The organism is Bdellovibrio sp. HAGR004, from assembly GCF_055397015.1.
Map to the genome: position 1 here is coordinate 2,749,615 of NZ_AP029176.1, position 19,197 is coordinate 2,768,811.

Sequence of the window (19,197 nt, forward strand, 5' to 3'; positions counted from 1 at the left end):
TAGGACATCACGACAAGGGGATTCTTCCGGATATAGTGAATCCATAAGGCTTTCCATCCCGAAAGGAGAAACCCACATGAAACCAACCGTAAAAGAATTCTTCGACAGCGCGACATGGACACTGACTTATGTTGTGTACGACACCGAGTCTAAAGATGCTGTGATCATTGACCCTGTGTGGGACTACGATCCCGCCGCCTCGAAGATGAGCACGGCTTCGGCTGATGCCGTTTTAGAATTTGTGAAAAGCAACAACCTGAAAGTTCACTATATTCTGGAAACACACGCCCACGCCGACCACGTTTCGGGATCTCAAATCCTGAAAAAACACATCCCCGGAGCGAAAGTGGGAATCGGCGCCAAAATCACAGATGTTCAGAAAGTCTTTAAGAACGTATTCAATCTGGACAAGGACTTCCCGACTGATGGCAGTCAATTTGATCTGCTTCTTGAGGAAGGCAAACCCCTGGTTGCCGGCACTTTGAAAATTGATACTCTTTACACCCCAGGACACACTCCGGCTTGTGCCAGCTACGTCATCGCTGACAATGTCTTTACCGGTGATGCCCTGTTCATGCCTGACTATGGTACCGGTCGCTGTGACTTCCCGGCAGGAAGTGCGGACGCTCTTTATACCTCTGTGCACGAGAAGCTTTACACACTTCCCGACAGCTACAAGGTCTTCGTCGGCCACGATTATCTTCCCAACGGACGCGAACTTCAGTTTCAAAGCACGATTGGCGAAGAAAAGGAAAAGAACGTGCAACTGGGTGCTGCAACCACCCGAGAACAGTTCGTCGAGTTCCGTAACACCCGCGACAAGAAACTAGCGGCTCCTCGCTTGCTTCTGCCCAGTGTTCAAGTCAATATCGACGCCGGCCATCTGCCTAAACCTGAAGACAACGGAACCCGCTACTTGAAGGTTCCCTTGAAGGAGTAATCCTATGAAATCTTTTTTGAGTCTGCTAAGTTTGATTATTGGCACCAACACAGGGGTCGCATCCGCCACCCCCACAACGACAGTGGATCGCAGCAATGTTGTGATCATTGATGTTCGTACACCTCAGGAATACAGCCAGGGGCACGTCGAACAATCCTTGAACATCGACTTTATGAATGCGGATTTTAAAAATCAGATTGCAAAGCTTGATAAGACCAAACTCTATGGTTTGTACTGTCGCAGCGGAAACCGCTCGGGCCAGGCCTTGAAGGTGATGAAGCAAATGGGCTTCACCCAGGTGGAAAATCTAGGCAGTCTGGAACAGGCGCGCCGCGCCCTTACTTCGGGATGGCCTCGTTAAGCAGGTCATCCTTTTTCAACAAGACGATCTCGCGCCCTTTTTGTTCGATCAGGCCATCATCCGCAAAACGCGCCAAGGTGCGAATCACCGTTGGCGTCGTGGTCCCGCAGAAATCAGCGATCTCTTGACGGGTCCATGAGTAATCGGGATGCAGCTCTTTTAGATAGACCAACGCCTCGGCAATTCGAGCCGGGGCATCTTTTTCACTGAGAATTAACTGCTTAGCTTCGGCCTGGCGCAGTTCCTTGGACAAAGTTTCCAGCAGCTTTTCCGCCAGATCACAGTTTCCCTTCATCAAGGTGCGCATTTCACTTTTGCTCATAAAACGAATTCTGGATTCATCGATGACCGTGGCTGTGGCGTGATACGGTTCATTGGCAAAAAGGCTGCGATGGCCAAAAATCTGTCCTGCCCGGAACAGACGGACCAGATGATCCTTGCCGGATTCACCCCACAAACCCAAACCCACCAGTCCAGATTCGACAAAATAAAGATTCTGAGGGGTCTCCCCGGAGCGGTAGATCACATCCCCGCGGTGATAGGTCTTGGAGGCAGCCTGAGCAAAAAGATCTTTGAATTCCATGCCTGACAGCATAACACGGGCCCCGACCCCAAAAACAAACAAAAAAGGCCGGGTTTCTGACCCGGCCTTCTTCGTTTTTGACTATCTAAGTCTTAGTTGACGTCTTTGTAGTCAGCGTCGATCACATCGTCGCCGCCTTTGTTCGCAGAAGCATCACCTTCGGCTTGATCAGCCTGCTGTCCTTCAGCACCTGGTTGCGCGCCCTGCTTCTTATAAAGATCAGAAGTCAGTTTGTGTGTCAGGTTCTGAAGTCTTTCGAAGGCCCCTTTCAACTCATCACCAGAAGCGGCTTTGTTTTCAAGGATCTTCTTGGCATCAGCCAGAGCTTCATTCGCAGATTTGACCTCAGCTTCAGGCAACTGAGAGCCGGAATCTTTGATCAATTTTTCAGTCTGGTAAACCAAGTTGTCCAGATTGTTTCTTTGCGTTGCCGCTTCTGCCTTACGTTTATCTTCTTCCGCATGGCCTTCAGCGTCCGCGACCGCACGTTTGATCTCGTCCTCAGACATACCGGACTGAGCCGTGATCTTGATCTGTTGGGACTTGCCAGAAGACATGTCTTTCGCAGAGACGTGCAAGATACCGTTGGCGTCGATATCGAAGGTCACCTCAACCTGAGGCACACCACGTGGAGCTGGTGGAATACCTACCAACTCGAAGCGACCCAAAGTTTTGTTGTCGCTAGCCATCTTACGCTCACCTTGAAGAACGTGGATATCAACTGCTGGTTGATTGTCGGCTGCTGTCGAGAACACCTGGGATTTCTTGGAAGGAATCGCCGTGTTTCTTTCGATCAGAGTCGTCATCACGCCACCCAAAGTCTCGATACCAAGGCTTAGTGGAGTCACGTCCAACAGAAGAACGTCTTTCACGTCACCGGCAAGAACGCCCCCTTGAACCGCAGCACCTACGGCCACAACCTCATCCGGATTCACAGAACGGTTCGGCTCTTTACCGAAGAATTCTTTAACCGCTTTCTGGATCGCCGGAATACGAGTGGAACCACCGACCAAGACAACTTCGTCGATTTCAGAAGCCTTCAGACCAGAGTCTGCCAAAGCCTTCTTACAAGGCTCCATGGAGCGTCTTACAAGGTCTTCTGTCATCTGATCAAACTTCGCGCGAGACAGTTTTGTCTGCAAGTGTTTAGGACCAGACTGATCAGCTGTGATGAACGGAAGATTGATCTCTGTTTCCTGAGCGGAAGAAAGTTCGATCTTCGCTTTCTCGGCAGCTTCTTTCAGACGTTGCAAAGCCATTTTGTCATTTTTAAGATCGATGCCCTGGTCTTTTTTGAACTCAGAGATCAACCATTCAAGGATCACTGTATCGAAGTTGTCACCACCCAGGTGTGTGTCACCGTTGGTTGCACGAACTTCGACAACACCGTCACCCACTTCAAGGATGGACACGTCGAACGTACCACCACCGAAGTCGTAGATAACGATTTTTTCGTCTTTTTTCTTATCCAAACCGTAAGCCAATGCCGCCGCTGTCGGCTCATTGATGATACGTTTGATTTCCAGACCTGCGATACGACCGGCATCTTTTGTCGCCTGTCTTTGCGCATCGTTGAAGTAAGCAGGAACGGTTACAACCGCTTCTGTTACCGGCTCACCCAAATAGTCTTCAGCGACTTTTTTAAGTTTAGCCAAAACTGCCGCACCAATTTCTTCCGGAGAAACATTTTTACCCTGAACCTTGAACGCGCAGTCATTGCCTTTGGCAACCACAGTGTAAGGAACAAGTTTGATTTCTTCCTGAACCTCTTCAAATCTGCGGCCGATGAAACGTTTCGCAGAATAGATCGTGTTCTCTGGATTCGTCACAGCCTGACGTTTAGCGATTTGACCCACCAAACGGTCACCATCTTTGGTGTATGCGACGACGGAAGGAGTGGTACGAGCGCCCTCTTCATTCACGAGAACTTTAGGCTCACCGCCCTCCATGATCGCGACGCAAGAGTTCGTCGTTCCTAAGTCGATACCAATAATTTTACCCATACCTTATCTCCTTAAAACAGCTGCTTGAGGACTTGCCCAACCAGCTAAAAATACTATCCAATTCAGTCATTTCTAATGTGGGTCCGGCTTTGAATTCGTCAAGGCGAGGGGCTCACTTTTTTATGACAATTATTTAATGAATAATTTCAATATCTTACAGGGTTTTAACTCGCTAAAAGAGTTGCTTCTGGGCATGATGTGACCTCGCTCCTCTCTTAAAACAAAACAAAAACAAAGCCCCTCTAGGCCCTGGCGTAACCCTTCTGCGCCGGGGCCGCAATTTTTGCGGGACCTTATTTCTTCTTGCTGAAGAAGCCACCTTCAGAGGTCACATTCAGACCTCTTGCCTTTGCAATTTCTCGCAAAAGTTTCTCTTCGTCTTTATGTAATTTCTCTGGGAACTGCACTTCCACATGGAAATAGATATCCCCACGGCGATTGCCGCGTAAAGAAGGCAAACCCTCACCCACCAGCTTCACATTGTCGCCATTGTGAGTGCCCTTTGGCACCTCGAGCTTGGCTTTACCCGTGACTGTCGGAACTTCGATCTCGGCCCCGAGGAGCATTTGCACATAAGGCACGGAAAGCTCTGCCACCAGGTCATCCCCGCGGCGCTCAAAGTGATTGTGTGGTTTCACGCGAATTTCAACATACAGATCCCCTGGAGGACCCCCCATGTACCCGCCTTCACCTTCGGTCGCCACACGCAGACGCGTGCCGGTGTCCACCCCTGCCGGGATGTTCAGGCGGATTTTACGGTGTTCAGCCACACGGCCTTTGCCTTTACAAGGTTTGCACGGATTTTTGATCACAGTCCTCTGCCCATGGCAGGTCGGGCACGTGGACGCCATGGCGAAGAAGCCCTGCTGACGCACCACCTGGCCAGAGCCACCGCAGGTGCCGCAAGTGCTGACTTGAGAGCCTTTTTCAGCTCCTGTCCCTTTACACTCTTCACAGTTCTTATCTGTGTCGAATTCGATTTCTTTTTCAAGACCCGTGATGACGTCTTTGAGTGTGATCTCTGCCACATAACGCAGATCCGATCCACGACGAGGCTCATTGCGATTGCGACGCTGTCTTTGCTGACCGCCCATGCCGCCACCGAAGAAGTCGCCAAAGATATCGCCGAAGTGAGAGAAGATATCTTCGACATCCGTGAAGCCTCCGGCACCGCCGCCGCCACCGCGCGTGAACGCATCGTGGCCGAAGCGGTCGTACTGCGCACGTTTTTGAGTGTCGCTCAAAACTTCGTAAGCTCCGGCAGCTTCCTTGAATTTTTCTTCGGCCTCTTTGTTGCCGGGATTTTTATCCGGATGGAACTGCATCGCCAGCTTGCGATAAGCTTTTTTGATGGTGTCCTGATCGGCGCCTTTTTCGACGCCCAGAATTTCGTAGTAATCTCTTTTGCCAGCCATAGTGTATGGAACCTAACGTTGTGCGCTATTTTTTGTGTCGAATATGACAAAATAGGGTGCCAAAACCGCTGCCGTCAAGGTCTCCTCGTAAATTCCTTATGCAATACGGCCACAGTGGTTTTCTTCCGGCGCGCGGGGCGTCGTCCAATCTTAGCCGGTCGTTTTCAGGCCCAGCTTTCTAAGTTTAGCTTTAACTGCGGAAAGTTTAACCATCGCCAACCCGCCAAACGCACAGAAAATCGCCATCGACGGCAACCAGGCGTCCCAGCCATACCAGTCGATCATACTGCCGACAAAGGGCATAGCGATCGCGGCTCCATAGTACTGGAAGGAGTCAATCACACCCGCGGCAAAGCCCGCCATTTTCTTACCACCAATATCCATTGGGGCCGCTGAACCGATGATCGAGTGAGTGGCATTCACCGGAAGTGCGATCATGAGCAGAATAAAGCCACTGAGCACAAGTGATCCGGAGAACCAGTGCATCAGGAAAGCCCCCACAACCATCACCCCTGCTGCCGAGAAGTACAACTTTGAGGCCACCGGCCCACGATGCCCGGAAAACATTTTATCTGAAATCCAGCCTGCGCCGAACGACCCCAGAACCCCCACAAAAGGCATCAACGTGAAGATCCACTTTAAGGTGCCGTCGCCTTTTGCATCCACTGACAGTTTTTCCACAAAGAACAAGGTCGCCAACTGATCCATACTGTGGCGCGCGGCCCCCGTACAGGCATAGGCCATCGCATAAAACCAGATCAAGGGATGATTGAAGATGGTCATGAAGCTTTCTTTCAGAGGAACGCGGACCCCGTTGGTATCGTCCACTTCATCCACGATGACTTCGGGGGCGTACCCCGCAAGTTCCGGAGATTCCTTTACCAGCAAGGCTGTGAGGATCATCATGACCCCCACGACAAGAGGTGGGACGCGGAACAACCACTGCCACTGATGTTCAGCAACGATGAAAGCCCCAATGGCAAACCCTGCCAACAAAAAGGGCGACAAATGGGCCGACACAACCTGCCCCAGCTGCACCATAAAACCAAACACACCGGCGAAGACTCCACGCTCAGAGCGTTTGAACCAGGCGGCGTTGATTTTAATCATTCCGGGGGCACCCCAGGACTGAAAGTAACCATTTAACAACAGGATGCTACTGAATGTTGAAAATGAGGAAATGATCGGACTGAAGCCGCAAATCAAGTTGACGATAACGGTACCAACGCCCCCAATCAGCATGGCGTTCTTCCCACCGATGCGATCGGTGAACAAACCGTTAATGAGCTGCCCCGTCCCGTAGGCGAAACTAAAGGCGGCCCACAAGGCAGAGATGTCGGACTTCGTGAACTGGAACTCTTCCACCAAAAAAGGGGTCGCTGCCCTGAAATTGTAGCGGGCAATATAATAAGCACTGTACATCAATCCCAAAGTTAACCAATTCAGCGTTCTTCTTTTACGAAAGCCTTTGGGGTACGGGTGCTGCATTGAAAATCCTTTGGTTATGGGAACGGGGTCAACCCAAAGGACAATGCCAGAACTAAAGGCAAAGACATATGACGGGAATCATGCTTTTGCCACGATGTTTTACTGATTTTTCTTCAAACTTTGGATTTTATCCTGAAGGCGCTTGATAAGCACAGGATCCTGCTTGGTCTGGATCATGTCCTGAAGTACTGACTCTGCAAGCTCAAGGTTCCCTGCATCCGAGTACAGTCGCCCTGCCAGAGTAAACACCCATGGTGGCGCACCGTTTTTACCGGCTTGAATTAAGAGTTCAGCCGCACGCTTGTTGTCTTTTACTTCATACATGTAGTGATAGGCAGCCCGATACGAAATCGGCCAGTCGTTAGGAAAAGCCCTCACCCCTTTATCAAATATCGCAGTAGCACCATCTATATCCGTAATAATGATGGTCAAAGCCAGAGCGCCCGCGGCATAGGGCATTCTAAATTTAGGGGATAGATCCGTAATAGCATCCAGCATCTTAAAGAGCCAAGAGTTGTTTTTACAAACTCTTTCCGCGATCTCCTGATCGCAGTAGTCGAAATCTTGCAACGTCCGGATCCACATAATATCAGCAATGGCTTCACTATATCCGAAGTCCATTCGATCGATCATTGGAGGAGGAGGAATTAACTGGCGAGGAGTCGCACTGACATCAAGATAGCTTTTGCTTGTAAATGCGATAACCAATAAAGACAAAACCCCAAGTATAAAACTTGGGGCCTTACCAAGAAAACATTCAATACTAAGAATCCGTCTATTGGATACCATTTTGCGTATTTCGAAGTACCTTCGTGTTATCGATTGCCCATCTGTCTTCACGAACGGTCGCAGTACTTTGAAGTACACTCACAGCACCGGCTTGGAAACTGTCGACTCTTGTCCTGCACCCTGCAGCCACTCCACTTGTACTGACAGGACACTGATTATCTGCAATCGCAGGAGCAGCACTGCCAGTCGCACCATTCATAACGGTGCAACCACGCGTAAACGATCCGTTAACACCACAATAGCCTGTCCCAGGGCCGCTAGCCGAGTAGGACGTAACAGCTGGAGCCGAGTTATAACCGTTAGCTGCAGTAGCCTGGGCCCCAGCCACCGAGAATCCGATATTATAACGCAAGGAACCCTCTGGAGTATAACCAACAGCCGCAAAACGACTATCATAGGTATTGTACTCTGTGTAGAACGCCTTCTCAGCAGTGTACAAAGAAGACAAGTTCGTCTTCGCCTCAGACTGACGGGCTTTCGCCATATATTTGTTAATTGAAGGGATGGCGATGGACGCCAAGATACCAATGATCGCCACAACGACCATCAACTCAACAAGCGAGAAACCGCTTTGAGATTTTCTCTTAGATGAAAACATTTAAAGACCTCCATGGTTCTTTTTTAAACTGTTTACCCACATAAGTATGTCAAATGTGATCTTGTATTGCAAGGTCCTGTATCGAATATGACTGCATAATTTGTTTCATGTTTATTTCGTAAGGGACCGATGATTTTCCCTCTAAGCAGGACCTATAACCAGCTTTTATGACCCCGCTAGACTTGCCAATGCTGAAAGAGTGCTCAAATTGAGTCATAAGGTAGAATAAAACTCATGGGTAACAATAAAAAAGACAACAACAGCAATTATCCTTTTTCCTCGACTGAGGGGGAAGCAGGCGTCCAGCTCGTCCCGAAACTGGACACTCCGAAGATGTACAAGGTGATTCTTCTGAACGACGACTACACACCGATGGACTTCGTCGTCCTTGTATTGCGTCGTTTTTTCGCAAAAACAGAAGAGCAAGCCACTGAAATAATGTTAGATGTTCATAAGAAGGGTGCAGGAATTGCCGGGGTTTTCAGCCTTGAAATTGCCGAAATGAAAGTGATGCAGGTCAATCAGTTCGCGCAACTCAATCAATACCCCCTGAAAAGCACACTGGAGGAGGAAGCATGATGAGCCGTGAACTTGAGCGCAAGCTCGCCGAAGCCACTGAACTCGCCAAGCGCAATCGTCATGAGTTTGTCACTCTGGAGCACATCCTTTTGATCCTCACCGAGTCTCCAGTCATGGTCGAAATTCTTGAGGCCTGCGCCGTCAATGTGCAAAAACTAAAACAGGATTTACGCGATCATTTGAAAACCGGCATTCCTCAGATCACCGATGAACAACTTGGTTCCTATGGTGGTTTTGAATCCTGGACACCTGAATTCACACTGGCCTGCCATCGCCTGATTCAACGTGCGGCCATTCAAATGAAAAGCGCCGGTCGCAATCAAATCAGCGAAGGCAGTCTGCTGGTATCTTTGTTCTATGAACAAGACTCTCACGCGGCTTTCGCGCTGGCCCGACAGGGTCTTACTCAATTTGATATCATCAATTTTATTTCCCATGGGATCACAAAGGACGGACGAGATCACGACATCCCTCCAGCCTCCACTCCCCGCCCCGCAGATTATCAGGGCGATGGCAGCGAGGAAGTTCGAGGATCCCCCTTGGAAAGCTTCTGCATCAACCTGAATGAACGCGCCAAACAAGGAAAGTTAGATCCTTTGATTGGACGCGAAGATGTGATTGAAAGAACCATCCAGGTGCTTTGCCGTCGCACAAAAAACAATCCCCTGCTGATTGGTGAACCCGGCGTGGGTAAAACCGCCATCGCGGAAGGACTTGCACAAAAAATCGTCAACAATCAGGTTCCTGAAAAGCTGAAAAATGCGGTGATTTACTCATTGGATCTGGGGGGATTGCTGGCCGGAACAAAATTCCGCGGTGACTTTGAAGGTCGTTTAAAAGCCGTCGTCAAAGAGATCGAAAAGCATCCCAATGCCATCTTGTTCATTGACGAAATCCACACGATCGTCGGCGCTGGCGCCACCAGCGGCGGGTCGATGGATGCCTCTAACTTGCTAAAACCAGCCTTGGCAAACGGTGATATCAGCTGCATCGGTTCAACCACCCACAGCGAATATCGCCAGTACTTTGAAAAAGATCGCGCCTTGAATCGTCGCTTTCAAAAGATCGACATCCATGAGCCCAGCAAAGAAGACTGCGTCAAAATTCTCAAAGGATTGCGCAAGTCCTACGAAGAATTCCACCAGGTGCAGTTCTCGGATGAAGCGCTGCAAGCCGCCGTTGAACTTTCGCAAAAGCATATTCACGGCAAACTTCTTCCCGACAAGGCCATTGACGTTTTGGACGAAGCCGGAGCTTACTTCCGTCTGAAATATGAAAATGCGGAAGACATCAAGATCGACACGCCCGAGATCGAAGAGGTCATTGCAAAAATGACGGGGCTTCCTGTGGCCAATATTTCTTCAAGTGAAAAAACACAATTGCGTGATCTGGATAAGAAACTCAAAGCGCTGATCTTTGGACAAGACGAAGCCATTGACCGACTGGTGGCCAACATTAAGTATGCCCGAAGCGGCCTGGGTCGCCCGAACAAACCCATCGGAAGCTTCCTTTTCACCGGCCCCACAGGTGTCGGTAAAACCGAAGTCTGCCGCCAGCTTGCCAGCATCATGGGCGTTCATTTCGAACGCTTTGATATGAGTGAGTACATGGAGAAACACGCCGTGGCCCGCATGGTGGGGGCTCCTCCGGGTTATGTCGGTTACGAAGAAGGTGGTTTGCTGACAGAAGCGGTCACCAAAAATCCGTACTGTGTTCTTCTGCTGGATGAGATCGAAAAAGCTCACCCCGACATCACAAATATTCTGTTACAGGTGATGGATGCCGGAAGACTGACCGACAGCAACGGACGCGTGGCTGATTTTAAGAATGTGGTTCTGGTCATGACCTCCAACGCGGGTGCCCTGGAAACTTCGCGCGGCACCATCGGAATGGTCGACGAAAATCGCAGTTCCTTGTCTTTGGATGCGATCAAGAAGGCCTTCTCTCCGGAGTTCATCAACCGTCTTGATGCCGTGGTGTCCTTCCGCGACCTCACCGAAGACATGGTTATCCGCATTACTCAGAAATTTGTGGATGAACTGAAGATGACCTTGCTGGAAAAGAAAGTGGAACTGAACGTTTCTCAAGATGTAATTAAGTGGCTAATGAAAAAAGGCTACGACAAGGTTTACGGAGCGCGTCCTTTGGCCCGCTGTGTGGACGAACATCTTAAAAAAGCCTTGGTTGACGAACTTCTTTTCGGCCGATTGGTGGATGGTGGACGCGTAAATGTTGAACTTGAAAAGGATATGCTCAAGTTCCATTTTAGCACCACCCCCAACAATGGGGCGGGTCAAAAAAATCAAAAGCAACCTGTCACAACGTGATGGCATTGACATTCCTTTTAGAGTTATCATTATTAGTGGTGACTCTAAAAGGAGTGCATAAATGGCATTTTTAAAACGTATTGGTCTTTTTATTCTTACAAACGTTCTGGTGATCGTCACGATCGGTATCGTTTGGTCTATCGTCAGCCGCTTCCTGGGCTTGGCGGGACTTAACTCTTACATCCCGTTCTTGATGGCGTTTTGCGCCGTTTGGGGTATGGGGGGAGCGTTCATTTCCCTGTTCATGTCCAAATGGATGGCGAAGATGTTCCATGGCGTGAAAGTCATTGATTCTAACAATCCAAATCCTGAACTTCGAGCGTTGGTCACAAAAGTTCACGAACTGGCTCGCCGTGCGCAACTGCCTAAAATGCCAGAAGTTGGTATCTACGAATCCGTAGACATCAACGCCTTTGCGACTGGACCTTCCAAATCCAACTCTTTGGTGGCGGTCTCCACAGGTCTGTTGCAAAGAATGAACGACAAAGAAGTTGAAGGCGTTTTGGCACACGAAGTGGCTCACATCGCCAATGGTGACATGGTCACCATGACCTTGATCCAAGGTATCGTGAATGCGTTTGCCATGTTCTTCTCTCGTATCCTGGCAAACCTTGTGGCTTCCAACGTGGATGAAAAATTCCGCGAGATCGTTCGCTTCGCTGTCACAATCCTGGGCGACATTGCCTTCACGATGCTGGGCTCTATCGTGGTGAATTACTACTCACGCAAACGTGAATTCCGTGCGGATGCTGGTGGCGCGAAGTATTCTTCCCGCGAAAACATGATCGCAGCTTTGCAAAAACTGCGCTCTGTGTATGAATTGCCAATCCCACCGGAAGAAGGTGCGACAGCCACTTTGATGATCTCCAACCGCGACAAAGGTGGAATCGCCAAATTGTTCATGACTCACCCGCCTCTGGAAGTACGTATCGAAGCCCTGCAACGCGGCCGCGTTTAAGACCACTTGCAGCGGAAAGCCAACTTTAGAACGGCTTTCCGCTCTCGGGGTTGTTTCTTCACTGAAATGGGCATAACCTAACTGGGTTATGCCTCGTATAGTTCTTGCCCTCTCATTTTTCTCTGTTCTTTTGGGTTGCGCGACCACCTCGCGTTTTGACACGCGTATCGACAAGCGACTGACACCTCCCCTGCCAAGCTTTATGGCGAAGTGGAGATCTGCTCCTGTTTCAGATCTTGAAAAACTTGAAGTGGGCGCCAAAGAAAACAACATCCTTTGGTGGAAGACCTATATGGTGTCCATGGCTCATAAGGAAAAAAATCCCGCCGTGGCATGTGAAGGCTTCAGTCAGCTATCTGCCGTCATGGAATTCCCACTGCACGATCTGGCATTGCTCAGAGCTTATGAAACCTGCCCTGCAGACAAATTGCTGGCCAATCTGCCGGAAAGTGTCGCCCCTTGGTATCGCGATCTTTCCATCGACATCAATCTTAAAAAAGCATTGCAGACACCAGAACTTCAGGATGACCTGACGGCCTATGTTGAAAAAGCTCGTAGCGAAAGCAATAAAAAGAACAAGGAAGAATACTATCTTAAGGCCCTTTTGCTGGCACAAAAACTGGAACTTAAAGAAGACGCCGCCAGCATCCAGGCCCAGCTTTATAAAAATTCTCCGCGCCTGAATCCTGTGCCCGCCTATAAAGAGCTCAGCGCTGTGGCTTCGGACTATCGCTTCCACCGGGAATTCGACAAAGCTCTTAAAACTTACAGACAAATCCTGGATGCCAAAGAGGCTACGGCCGACGAACAATTCCAGGCTTTGAAAAACATCCGCCAAACTTATAAGGTCGCCCAACGCCGCAACGATTATATCAATGCCACGGCCGATGTGGTGAACTGGGCCAAAAATCAGCTACAAAAAAATAAAAAGGACCGCCGCACAATCGCGCGTTTCCATGATTCGCAGGTTCTGTTTGCAAAAACCTTGTGGACGGAAGATCAAACTTCCCGCGCGGTGCAGGTGTTAAACGAAACCCATCGCCGCTTGCGCGGTGTTTATCCGATGGATGAAGTGTTCTTTATCCTGGGCCGCATTGACGAAGAAAAAGGCAACTTCAAGAAAGCCCTGGAATACTTTGAAGCCAGCTATCAACAGCCTGTCAGCTTTTCGGGCCTGCGTGATAAGATCTCGTGGTTGAAGTCCTGGAACTATTTCAAACTTGGCAAATGGGCGGAAGCCCGCACCAGCCTTGAGCAGATGAAAGAGCTGGTTAAAGACCCTTCCGATAAAGCCCGTGCACGTTTCTGGCTGGCTAGAACACTTAAGAAACTAAATCTTGAGCCTGAAGCCCAAGCCGAACTGCAAACCCTGAGCAAAGAGGATCCGCTGGGATACTATGGGGTCATGGCCTATCGTGACCTGGGCTGGGAGTTTCCTCCCCTGTCCGTTGATGTCAACGAGCTGCAGGGCTTAAGTTTATTTTCTGTGGAGGAGCTATCCGTTTCCACCCGTTTGACGACCGAGTGGCTGATAGCCGTTAATGAAAAACCTTTTGCAGAAAAAATCTTGAACATCGCCGTTGATGACCTGAAAAAACGCAATGTCACAGCGGAGAAGACCTGGCTGGCGGTATCTTCTGGATACGCGCGTGCGGGCCTATACTTGCCGCTATTCTCTGCCATTGGTGCTTTACAACCAGAGGTCAAAGACCGCTTGCTAAATGATCATCCCGATCTTTTGTTCCCACAGGCTTACGGCGATATCATCGCAGAAGCCTCCAAGAAAAGCGGAATCCCACAAGAGTTTATTTTCTCTATCATCCGCCAGGAATCCGCATTTAATCCCGAAGCCCGTAGCCCCGTGGATGCCTTCGGTTTGATGCAACTTCTGCCAAGTGTCGCCAAGCAACTGGCAAAACAGAACAATCTTCCCTATAGCGAAGCCAGTGATTTGTTTAATCCCGAAATCAATGTCCCGCTGGGGGCCTTTGAGCTGAAGAACCTGATGCGCAAGTATAACAACCAATATATTTTGGCTGTGTCCGGTTACAACGCCAATGACAGTGCCATCCGCGGCTGGCTCAAGACCCGCTTCCGGGATGACTCTGTCGAGTTTATCGAGGAAGTTCCGTATGAAGAAACCCGGGCTTACATCAAGCTGACGATGCGAAACTACATCTTCTATCAACGACTGCTTCATCAAGGCAAAGGTTCCCGCTTCCCGGAAGAACTGCTCAAGTTACAACGCTAGTCCCAAAGCAAAAAGCCACCTTCCCAAGGTGGCTTTTTTTATTTCAAAGATCCAACCCTAAACTGCGGTGAAATCGTTTACGACGTTCTAAATCAAAAATATATCTAAGCTCTACTAAAGAGCGAAAGCGTTCGTGAAAATGCATCCCCGTTATCACGAAACCCTCCTTTAATTTCGGGATCAAGACTCCGGGATTATTGGGGTGGTGCAGACTTGTGACCACTTGAAATTCTTCATGGCGCACTTTCTCCAGAACACAACTCAGAAGTTTTCCGTAAAGCCCCTTTCCTCGGAACTCCGCCAAAACTGCCGAATTTTGCATATAGTAGGTTTCTGCATCCGTGGCATGTCCAAAGTGCCAACCTATCATTCGATCCCGAGAGAAAACCCCCATGCGTAGAATAAATCTTTGTTCCGTTTTGCGGCGATCAGATAACTTCCCCTGACTCGGACCGTCGCCTGCCCCCGCCGCTTCTGCTTCTAATCTGTTGAAGAAAACCGAATCGAAATTTTCCGCCAAACAGGTGCGCAACTCCGATGCAGAGACCTCTCTTACGTAAAAACCATCGCCAATATCTTTGGAAAACATACGTCGTCCTATTTTAGAAGTTCAGGATAAATAAAAAAAATTCGTCTAACAAAATCCACACCAAGCCGATCTTCAAGCAACTTCATTTGAGAAATTATAACTTCACCGTCGTTGCCTGCCTCTTCCTTCTTTGTATCTTCCAAGGGAATTCCCACATCATGATGCAGATATTCACCAAACTCAGAAATACAAAAATCACAGTAAGCTTTAGTATGCAGAATAAAGTGGTGCCACATCTGATCCAGATATTCGATTTGATTCGTAAAAAGAAAGGGCCCTTGCAGAAAGCCTTCCTTTTGGGACTTATGAATAAAACGTAGCAAAGTCACAAGATCGTCATAGACCATTTCAAGCAGCACTGTCGATTTGGAGTTTGAAAATTCTTTTAAGTTCACAATTCTTGCAATGATATTTTTCATAAATCCCCCACTTAAACGTTACACAGGATCGCCATCACCACCATGCGAACCAGCACCACAGGTGCGATAGATGGAGCCATCCAAAGCTTTTTCCTGAAACTCTGCTTTTGATTTCTCGTAAGAACGAATCTCATTTCCTTGATTCCTCAAGGCCTCAATATCTTGATTGGATAGCTGAGATTCATCGACATTCAATGCCCGCAACACCCCTCTCACTGAGCTAATCTCAGAAGCACTCAACGAAGCCGCGTGAGCAAAGGGAGCCGTCGCCAGTACAATCGCCATAGCCAATAACTTATTAATTTTTTGCTTTTCCATTTCTTTCTCCTTTTCCGTATTTCGGATGCTGAGACGTATTGCGAATGCGATACCAGCGTCAGATCGAATATATTCGATCTCATGGGTGTAAATAGCTTTAGCGCCCTATAACCTGGTCCGAAATCCGAGAATCAAGATCCGGCTTCTGACCGTCCCATTCTGCGACATCCCCCATCAACAGTCCCTCTTTTCGTCTCATGCTGCCGGACTATTTGCCGATAAGTTCTTGTGGAGAAAGGGGAATACTTCATGTTTTCTCGCAAAGTGGTTATTGCAGCTAGTTGTGTCGGTTTGACTTTCTTTGGCGGTTTGGGGCTTTACCTTTACTCCACACAAGAAAGCTCCCCTTCCCGCACACAAAGCTCCAGCAAAAAGGACAGCAGCCTGCGTGCGCTGGAAAAATCCTTCATCACATCACAAACTGACAAAGTTGTGGATGAGCCCAGTGCCCTTTTCAACGACCCGGCCATCAGTCAGGCCTGGGGCTTAAAGAAGTCTGATGCAGCCCGCGCCTGGTCTGTCACCAAAGGCAGCCGTGATATCGTCATCGCAGTGATCGATACCGGCATTGACATCAAACACGAAGACTTGGCCGGAAACCTTTGGCGCAATCCCGGAGAAACCGGTTTGGACTCTAAGGGACGAGACAAAGCCACCAACGGCATTGATGACGACGGCAATGGTTTTGTTGACGACGTCTATGGCTGGAACTTTGTTTCCAACAATCCGAAGCTTGATGACAATCACGGACACGGAACCCATATCGCAGGCATCATCGGTGCAGAAGCTGGAAACGGCAAAGGTATCACCGGGATTGCCCCGGAAGTCAGCCTGATGATTTTGAAGTACTACGATCCTAAAGTTCCAGGAACAGACAATCTCAAAAACACGGTGGCTTCCATTCGCTATGCCGTGAAGATGGGTGCGAACATCATCAACTACTCCGGCGGGGGCACAGAGTTCTCACAGGAAGAACATGACGCCATTGCCGAGGCCGAGAAGAAAGGCATTCTGTTTGTCGCAGCGGCTGGTAATGAAAGATCCAACTCGGATCAGCATCACTACTACCCGGCTGACTACAAACTTAAAAATATTATCTCTGTGACGGCCATTGACCCCTCTACCCAAGTGCTGGCGTCGTCCAACTATGGTGTTGAAACCGTGGATATCGCAGCCCCAGGACAAAACATCCTGTCCTGCCTTCCGGGGAACTCTTATGGTTATATGACCGGCACATCGCAAGCCACAGCCTTTGTCACTGGGGCCGCCGCTTTGGTGATGGCTCATAAGCAGTCTTTCCAGGCCGAAGATGTTAAGAAGTACATTCTTGCCACAGGGGATGCCCAGTCGCAGTTGGCTTCCAAAACCAGAACCTCCCGTCAGTTGAACCTTTATAAAGCTTTAACGATTCTGGATCAGGGCGTGGGAGCTTCCGGGGTGATTGCCGTAAACACTCAAAACATGAAAAGCTTCAGCGGTGATCCGAACGACAGAAGATCCCGTGCAGCGGAAGAAGGCCTAGATGCCACCGCCACCGAGATGAGCATGTTCGGCAAGTCCTTGATTGATGCCATGGGCTCAAAAGCTCGTCCAAGCAAGCTCGGTACAAAACAGGAAAACGAAGGTTTCTAGCGGGCCGGCGGCAATCCCCGCCTGCTCTTGATTTTCATTATCTTACAAATTATTAAGAGTTGTTTTTTAAATGTTAGTAAATGGCAATTCTCGATATTATCACTGCCATGCGCTTTCATCCATTACTCCTCTCCGTTCTTTTCTGTTGGTGCCTGTGTGGGAAAGACGCTCTGGCAAGTGAAACTCTCACAATGGATGTGTGGGAACCCTACGCGCCCGAATGGGCCGTCGCTGATTTTAAGAAATTCATAAAGCAAAAATACAACAAAGAAATCAAGGTGGTGGTCAATTATGTTTACTCACCAAACGATTTCTTTGATCGCGTTCGTGGCAACGAAACCGATATTATTTCCCCTTCCCACAACCTCATCCACGACGATAGATTTTCATTTATCCAAAAGAAGCTTGTCATCCCCGTCAACAAAAAACTTCTCCCCCATCTCAAGGAGGTCGAGGACAGCTTTATCAACAATGACTTCATTGTTGATAAGAACCTTCTTTATGGAGTTCCATTTGCTTCTGGCGCCTACAGTCTTCTCTATAAAAAAGCGTATTTCAAAACAGCTCCCGACAGTTGGAAGATTTTGTGGGATTCGAGATATCGCCAGCAGTTTGCGATCTCCAAGGAGTTTTACGAGAGCAATATCTACATAACAGCCCTCTCTCTGGGCATACCCAAAGATAAAATTGCCGACGTTGAATCCCTTAAGTCCGAAGCATTTTCCAAAAGACTGAAACAGTTGTTAAAAAATGCGACCTACTGGCAAGGCGTCCCCCACGACAAAGAGGTTGAAAAAAGTGTTCTCACCACCGCATGGGGCTTTTCGCACTCTGTCCATGACGACCCAAAAAAAGAATGGGTCTTTGCCTTCCCCAAAGAGGGCATCACCATGTGGACAGACTACCTCCTAGTGACCCGGGCCGTAAAAAGATCCGCCTTTGCTGAGACTTTGGCGATGGAATGGCTGAATTTTTCCCTGTCTCCGGAATTCCAAAGAAGATTAGTGATTGATCAGCTCAAATGCTATTCGGCCGTCCCCGGGGCTTATGTGGCAGAGGGGTACAAACCCCTGACGGTTGCCCCCAAGGAAAAAGAATTTCTCTTTAAAAATGCCATCTACTGGCCGACCCTCTCCGCACGCAATCGCAATGGCATGAAGCTTATCTATGACAGGGTGGAAAAGGAAATTCAGAAAGAAAAAGCCGCCCGGAAATAACAGGGGTCGCGGCTGTCTAGATTCTCGACAGCCCTTTCCTTTTTCCCCAACGAGTGCCCTTACCTGGATAACTCAGCCTGGCTGTGGCACATTGACCCCCATCCGTTCGGGGGACCTCAATTATGGCAAAAATTCTGTCTTCGTTGTTTGTACTATTGTTTTCAACTTCTGCTTTGGCAGACCTGGCCGCCAGTTTCGACAAAATCCGCAATCAAGCCCGGCACTATCGTGATCCAGGCGCCGTCTGTGAGGAAGTGGCCCGCGCTGAATTTTCCGAGCAGTACCCGGCACCTCAGTATGAAGTGATTGTAGGTGTAGCCTATAACTTAAAAGGCCGCACCGTTGGCGAACTGGATATGGTGCTTCTGGATAAGAACACTCAAAAAGTCGCCATGGTGGGTGAAGTGAAATGCTACAGCAACCTGAAAAACGGCCTGACCAAGGCCAAACAACAACGTAAAAGATTCCTGACTCACCTGGGCTCCGGCCAGCCGTTGGAGTTTATCAACACCGCCACCGGAGAAAAGTACGCCTATGAACAGTTCCAGTACGTGACACAGTTTATTTCTGTCTCCCAGCGTGGCGGCAAAGCCGTCGGATTTGATTATGAGTTAGAACACAATCTGGATGAAATGACCCAACTGCGGGACCAGATCATTCACTGTCAGAAAGAAAGACTCTGCCCAATTCCGTAAAAGGCTCTCCTGGCTTGCTATCCAGGTCCGGTAAT

The 19,197-nt window shown here is 49.0% G+C and carries 18 protein-coding genes; 9 read left to right on the plus strand and 9 right to left on the minus strand.

Annotated features, from left to right (window positions below):
- Positions 1 to 76 precede the first annotated feature (76 nt).
- Complete coding sequence (locus ACZ5ZV_RS13775; RefSeq protein WP_464117664.1) at positions 77 to 940, plus strand: MBL fold metallo-hydrolase; 864 nt, start codon at positions 77 to 79, stop codon at positions 938 to 940.
- A 4-nt stretch (positions 941 to 944) separates the two neighbouring features.
- Complete coding sequence (locus ACZ5ZV_RS13780; RefSeq protein ID WP_464117666.1) at positions 945 to 1,301, plus strand: rhodanese-like domain-containing protein; 357 nt, start codon at positions 945 to 947, stop codon at positions 1,299 to 1,301.
- Here the strand turns inward: ACZ5ZV_RS13780 and ACZ5ZV_RS13785 are convergent.
- The 6 genes from ACZ5ZV_RS13785 to ACZ5ZV_RS13810 form a co-directional block, all read right to left on the minus strand.
- On the minus strand, positions 1,279 to 1,884 hold the full coding sequence (locus tag ACZ5ZV_RS13785; protein ID WP_464117668.1) for a Crp/Fnr family transcriptional regulator: 606 nt from the start codon (positions 1,882 to 1,884) through the stop codon (positions 1,279 to 1,281). The genes ACZ5ZV_RS13780 and ACZ5ZV_RS13785 overlap by 23 nt on opposite strands.
- A 92-nt stretch (positions 1,885 to 1,976) precedes the next feature.
- The gene (gene dnaK, locus ACZ5ZV_RS13790) at positions 1,977 to 3,887 is read right to left on the minus strand and encodes a molecular chaperone DnaK (RefSeq protein WP_464117670.1); all 1,911 of its coding nucleotides are present in this window, start codon (positions 3,885 to 3,887) and stop codon (positions 1,977 to 1,979) included.
- A 293-nt stretch (positions 3,888 to 4,180) separates the two neighbouring features.
- Entirely contained in the window at positions 4,181 to 5,302 is a 1,122-nt protein-coding gene (gene dnaJ, locus ACZ5ZV_RS13795; RefSeq protein WP_464117671.1) for a molecular chaperone DnaJ, read from the minus strand.
- A 150-nt stretch (positions 5,303 to 5,452) separates the two neighbouring features.
- The gene (locus ACZ5ZV_RS13800) at positions 5,453 to 6,790 is read right to left on the minus strand and encodes an MFS transporter (RefSeq protein ID WP_464117673.1); all 1,338 of its coding nucleotides are present in this window, start codon (positions 6,788 to 6,790) and stop codon (positions 5,453 to 5,455) included.
- A 99-nt stretch (positions 6,791 to 6,889) separates the two neighbouring features.
- On the minus strand, positions 6,890 to 7,507 hold the full coding sequence (locus ACZ5ZV_RS13805; RefSeq protein WP_464117675.1) for a hypothetical protein: 618 nt from the start codon (positions 7,505 to 7,507) through the stop codon (positions 6,890 to 6,892).
- Positions 7,508 to 7,565: 58 nt separating this feature from the next.
- Complete coding sequence (locus tag ACZ5ZV_RS13810; RefSeq protein WP_464117677.1) at positions 7,566 to 8,177, minus strand: type IV pilin protein; 612 nt, start codon at positions 8,175 to 8,177, stop codon at positions 7,566 to 7,568.
- Positions 8,178 to 8,411: 234 nt separating this feature from the next.
- Here ACZ5ZV_RS13810 and clpS point away from each other — a divergent pair, with 234 nt between their 5' ends.
- The 4 genes from clpS to ACZ5ZV_RS13830 all read left to right on the plus strand — a co-directional run bounded on the left by clpS (position 8,412) and on the right by ACZ5ZV_RS13830 (position 14,292).
- A complete protein-coding gene (gene clpS / locus ACZ5ZV_RS13815) occupies positions 8,412 to 8,756 on the plus strand; it encodes an ATP-dependent Clp protease adapter ClpS (RefSeq protein ID WP_262553862.1) in 345 nt (114 codons plus the stop codon).
- Positions 8,753 to 11,083, plus strand: coding sequence for an ATP-dependent Clp protease ATP-binding subunit ClpA (clpA, locus tag ACZ5ZV_RS13820; RefSeq protein WP_464117679.1), 2,331 nt, complete (start codon positions 8,753 to 8,755; stop codon positions 11,081 to 11,083). Before clpS ends, clpA begins: the two co-directional genes overlap by 4 nt.
- Positions 11,084 to 11,144: 61 nt before the next feature.
- Positions 11,145 to 12,041, plus strand: coding sequence for a protease HtpX (gene htpX / locus ACZ5ZV_RS13825; protein WP_464117681.1), 897 nt, complete (start codon positions 11,145 to 11,147; stop codon positions 12,039 to 12,041).
- Between the two features lie 88 nt (positions 12,042 to 12,129).
- Entirely contained in the window at positions 12,130 to 14,292 is a 2,163-nt protein-coding gene (locus ACZ5ZV_RS13830; protein ID WP_464117683.1) for a transglycosylase SLT domain-containing protein, read from the plus strand.
- 43 nt (positions 14,293 to 14,335) lie between these two features.
- On the opposite strand, the gene ACZ5ZV_RS13835 is transcribed toward ACZ5ZV_RS13830, so the two are convergent.
- Genes ACZ5ZV_RS13835 through ACZ5ZV_RS13845 form a run of 3 tightly spaced genes read right to left on the minus strand, consistent with a single transcriptional unit; the run spans position 14,336 to position 15,618 of the window.
- Positions 14,336 to 14,881: a hypothetical protein gene (locus ACZ5ZV_RS13835; protein ID WP_464117685.1), complete on the minus strand. Its 546-nt coding sequence runs from the start codon at positions 14,879 to 14,881 to the stop codon at positions 14,336 to 14,338.
- Positions 14,882 to 14,889: 8 nt separating this feature from the next.
- A complete protein-coding gene (locus ACZ5ZV_RS13840; RefSeq protein WP_464117687.1) occupies positions 14,890 to 15,300 on the minus strand; it encodes a hypothetical protein in 411 nt (136 codons plus the stop codon).
- A gap of 18 nt (positions 15,301 to 15,318) precedes the next feature.
- Positions 15,319 to 15,618, minus strand: coding sequence for a hypothetical protein (locus tag ACZ5ZV_RS13845; protein ID WP_464117688.1), 300 nt, complete (start codon positions 15,616 to 15,618; stop codon positions 15,319 to 15,321).
- A gap of 249 nt (positions 15,619 to 15,867) precedes the next feature.
- Here ACZ5ZV_RS13845 and ACZ5ZV_RS13850 point away from each other — a divergent pair, with 249 nt between their 5' ends.
- The 3 genes from ACZ5ZV_RS13850 (at position 15,868) to ACZ5ZV_RS13860 (ending at position 19,162) form a co-directional block, all read left to right on the plus strand.
- On the plus strand, positions 15,868 to 17,250 hold the full coding sequence (locus ACZ5ZV_RS13850) for a S8 family peptidase (protein WP_464117690.1): 1,383 nt from the start codon (positions 15,868 to 15,870) through the stop codon (positions 17,248 to 17,250).
- Between the two features lie 80 nt (positions 17,251 to 17,330).
- Entirely contained in the window at positions 17,331 to 18,467 is a 1,137-nt protein-coding gene (locus tag ACZ5ZV_RS13855) for an ABC transporter substrate-binding protein (protein WP_464117692.1), read from the plus strand.
- Positions 18,468 to 18,589: 122 nt separating this feature from the next.
- On the plus strand, positions 18,590 to 19,162 hold the full coding sequence (locus ACZ5ZV_RS13860) for a hypothetical protein (RefSeq protein ID WP_464117694.1): 573 nt from the start codon (positions 18,590 to 18,592) through the stop codon (positions 19,160 to 19,162).
- Positions 19,163 to 19,197: the final 35 nt, after the last annotated feature.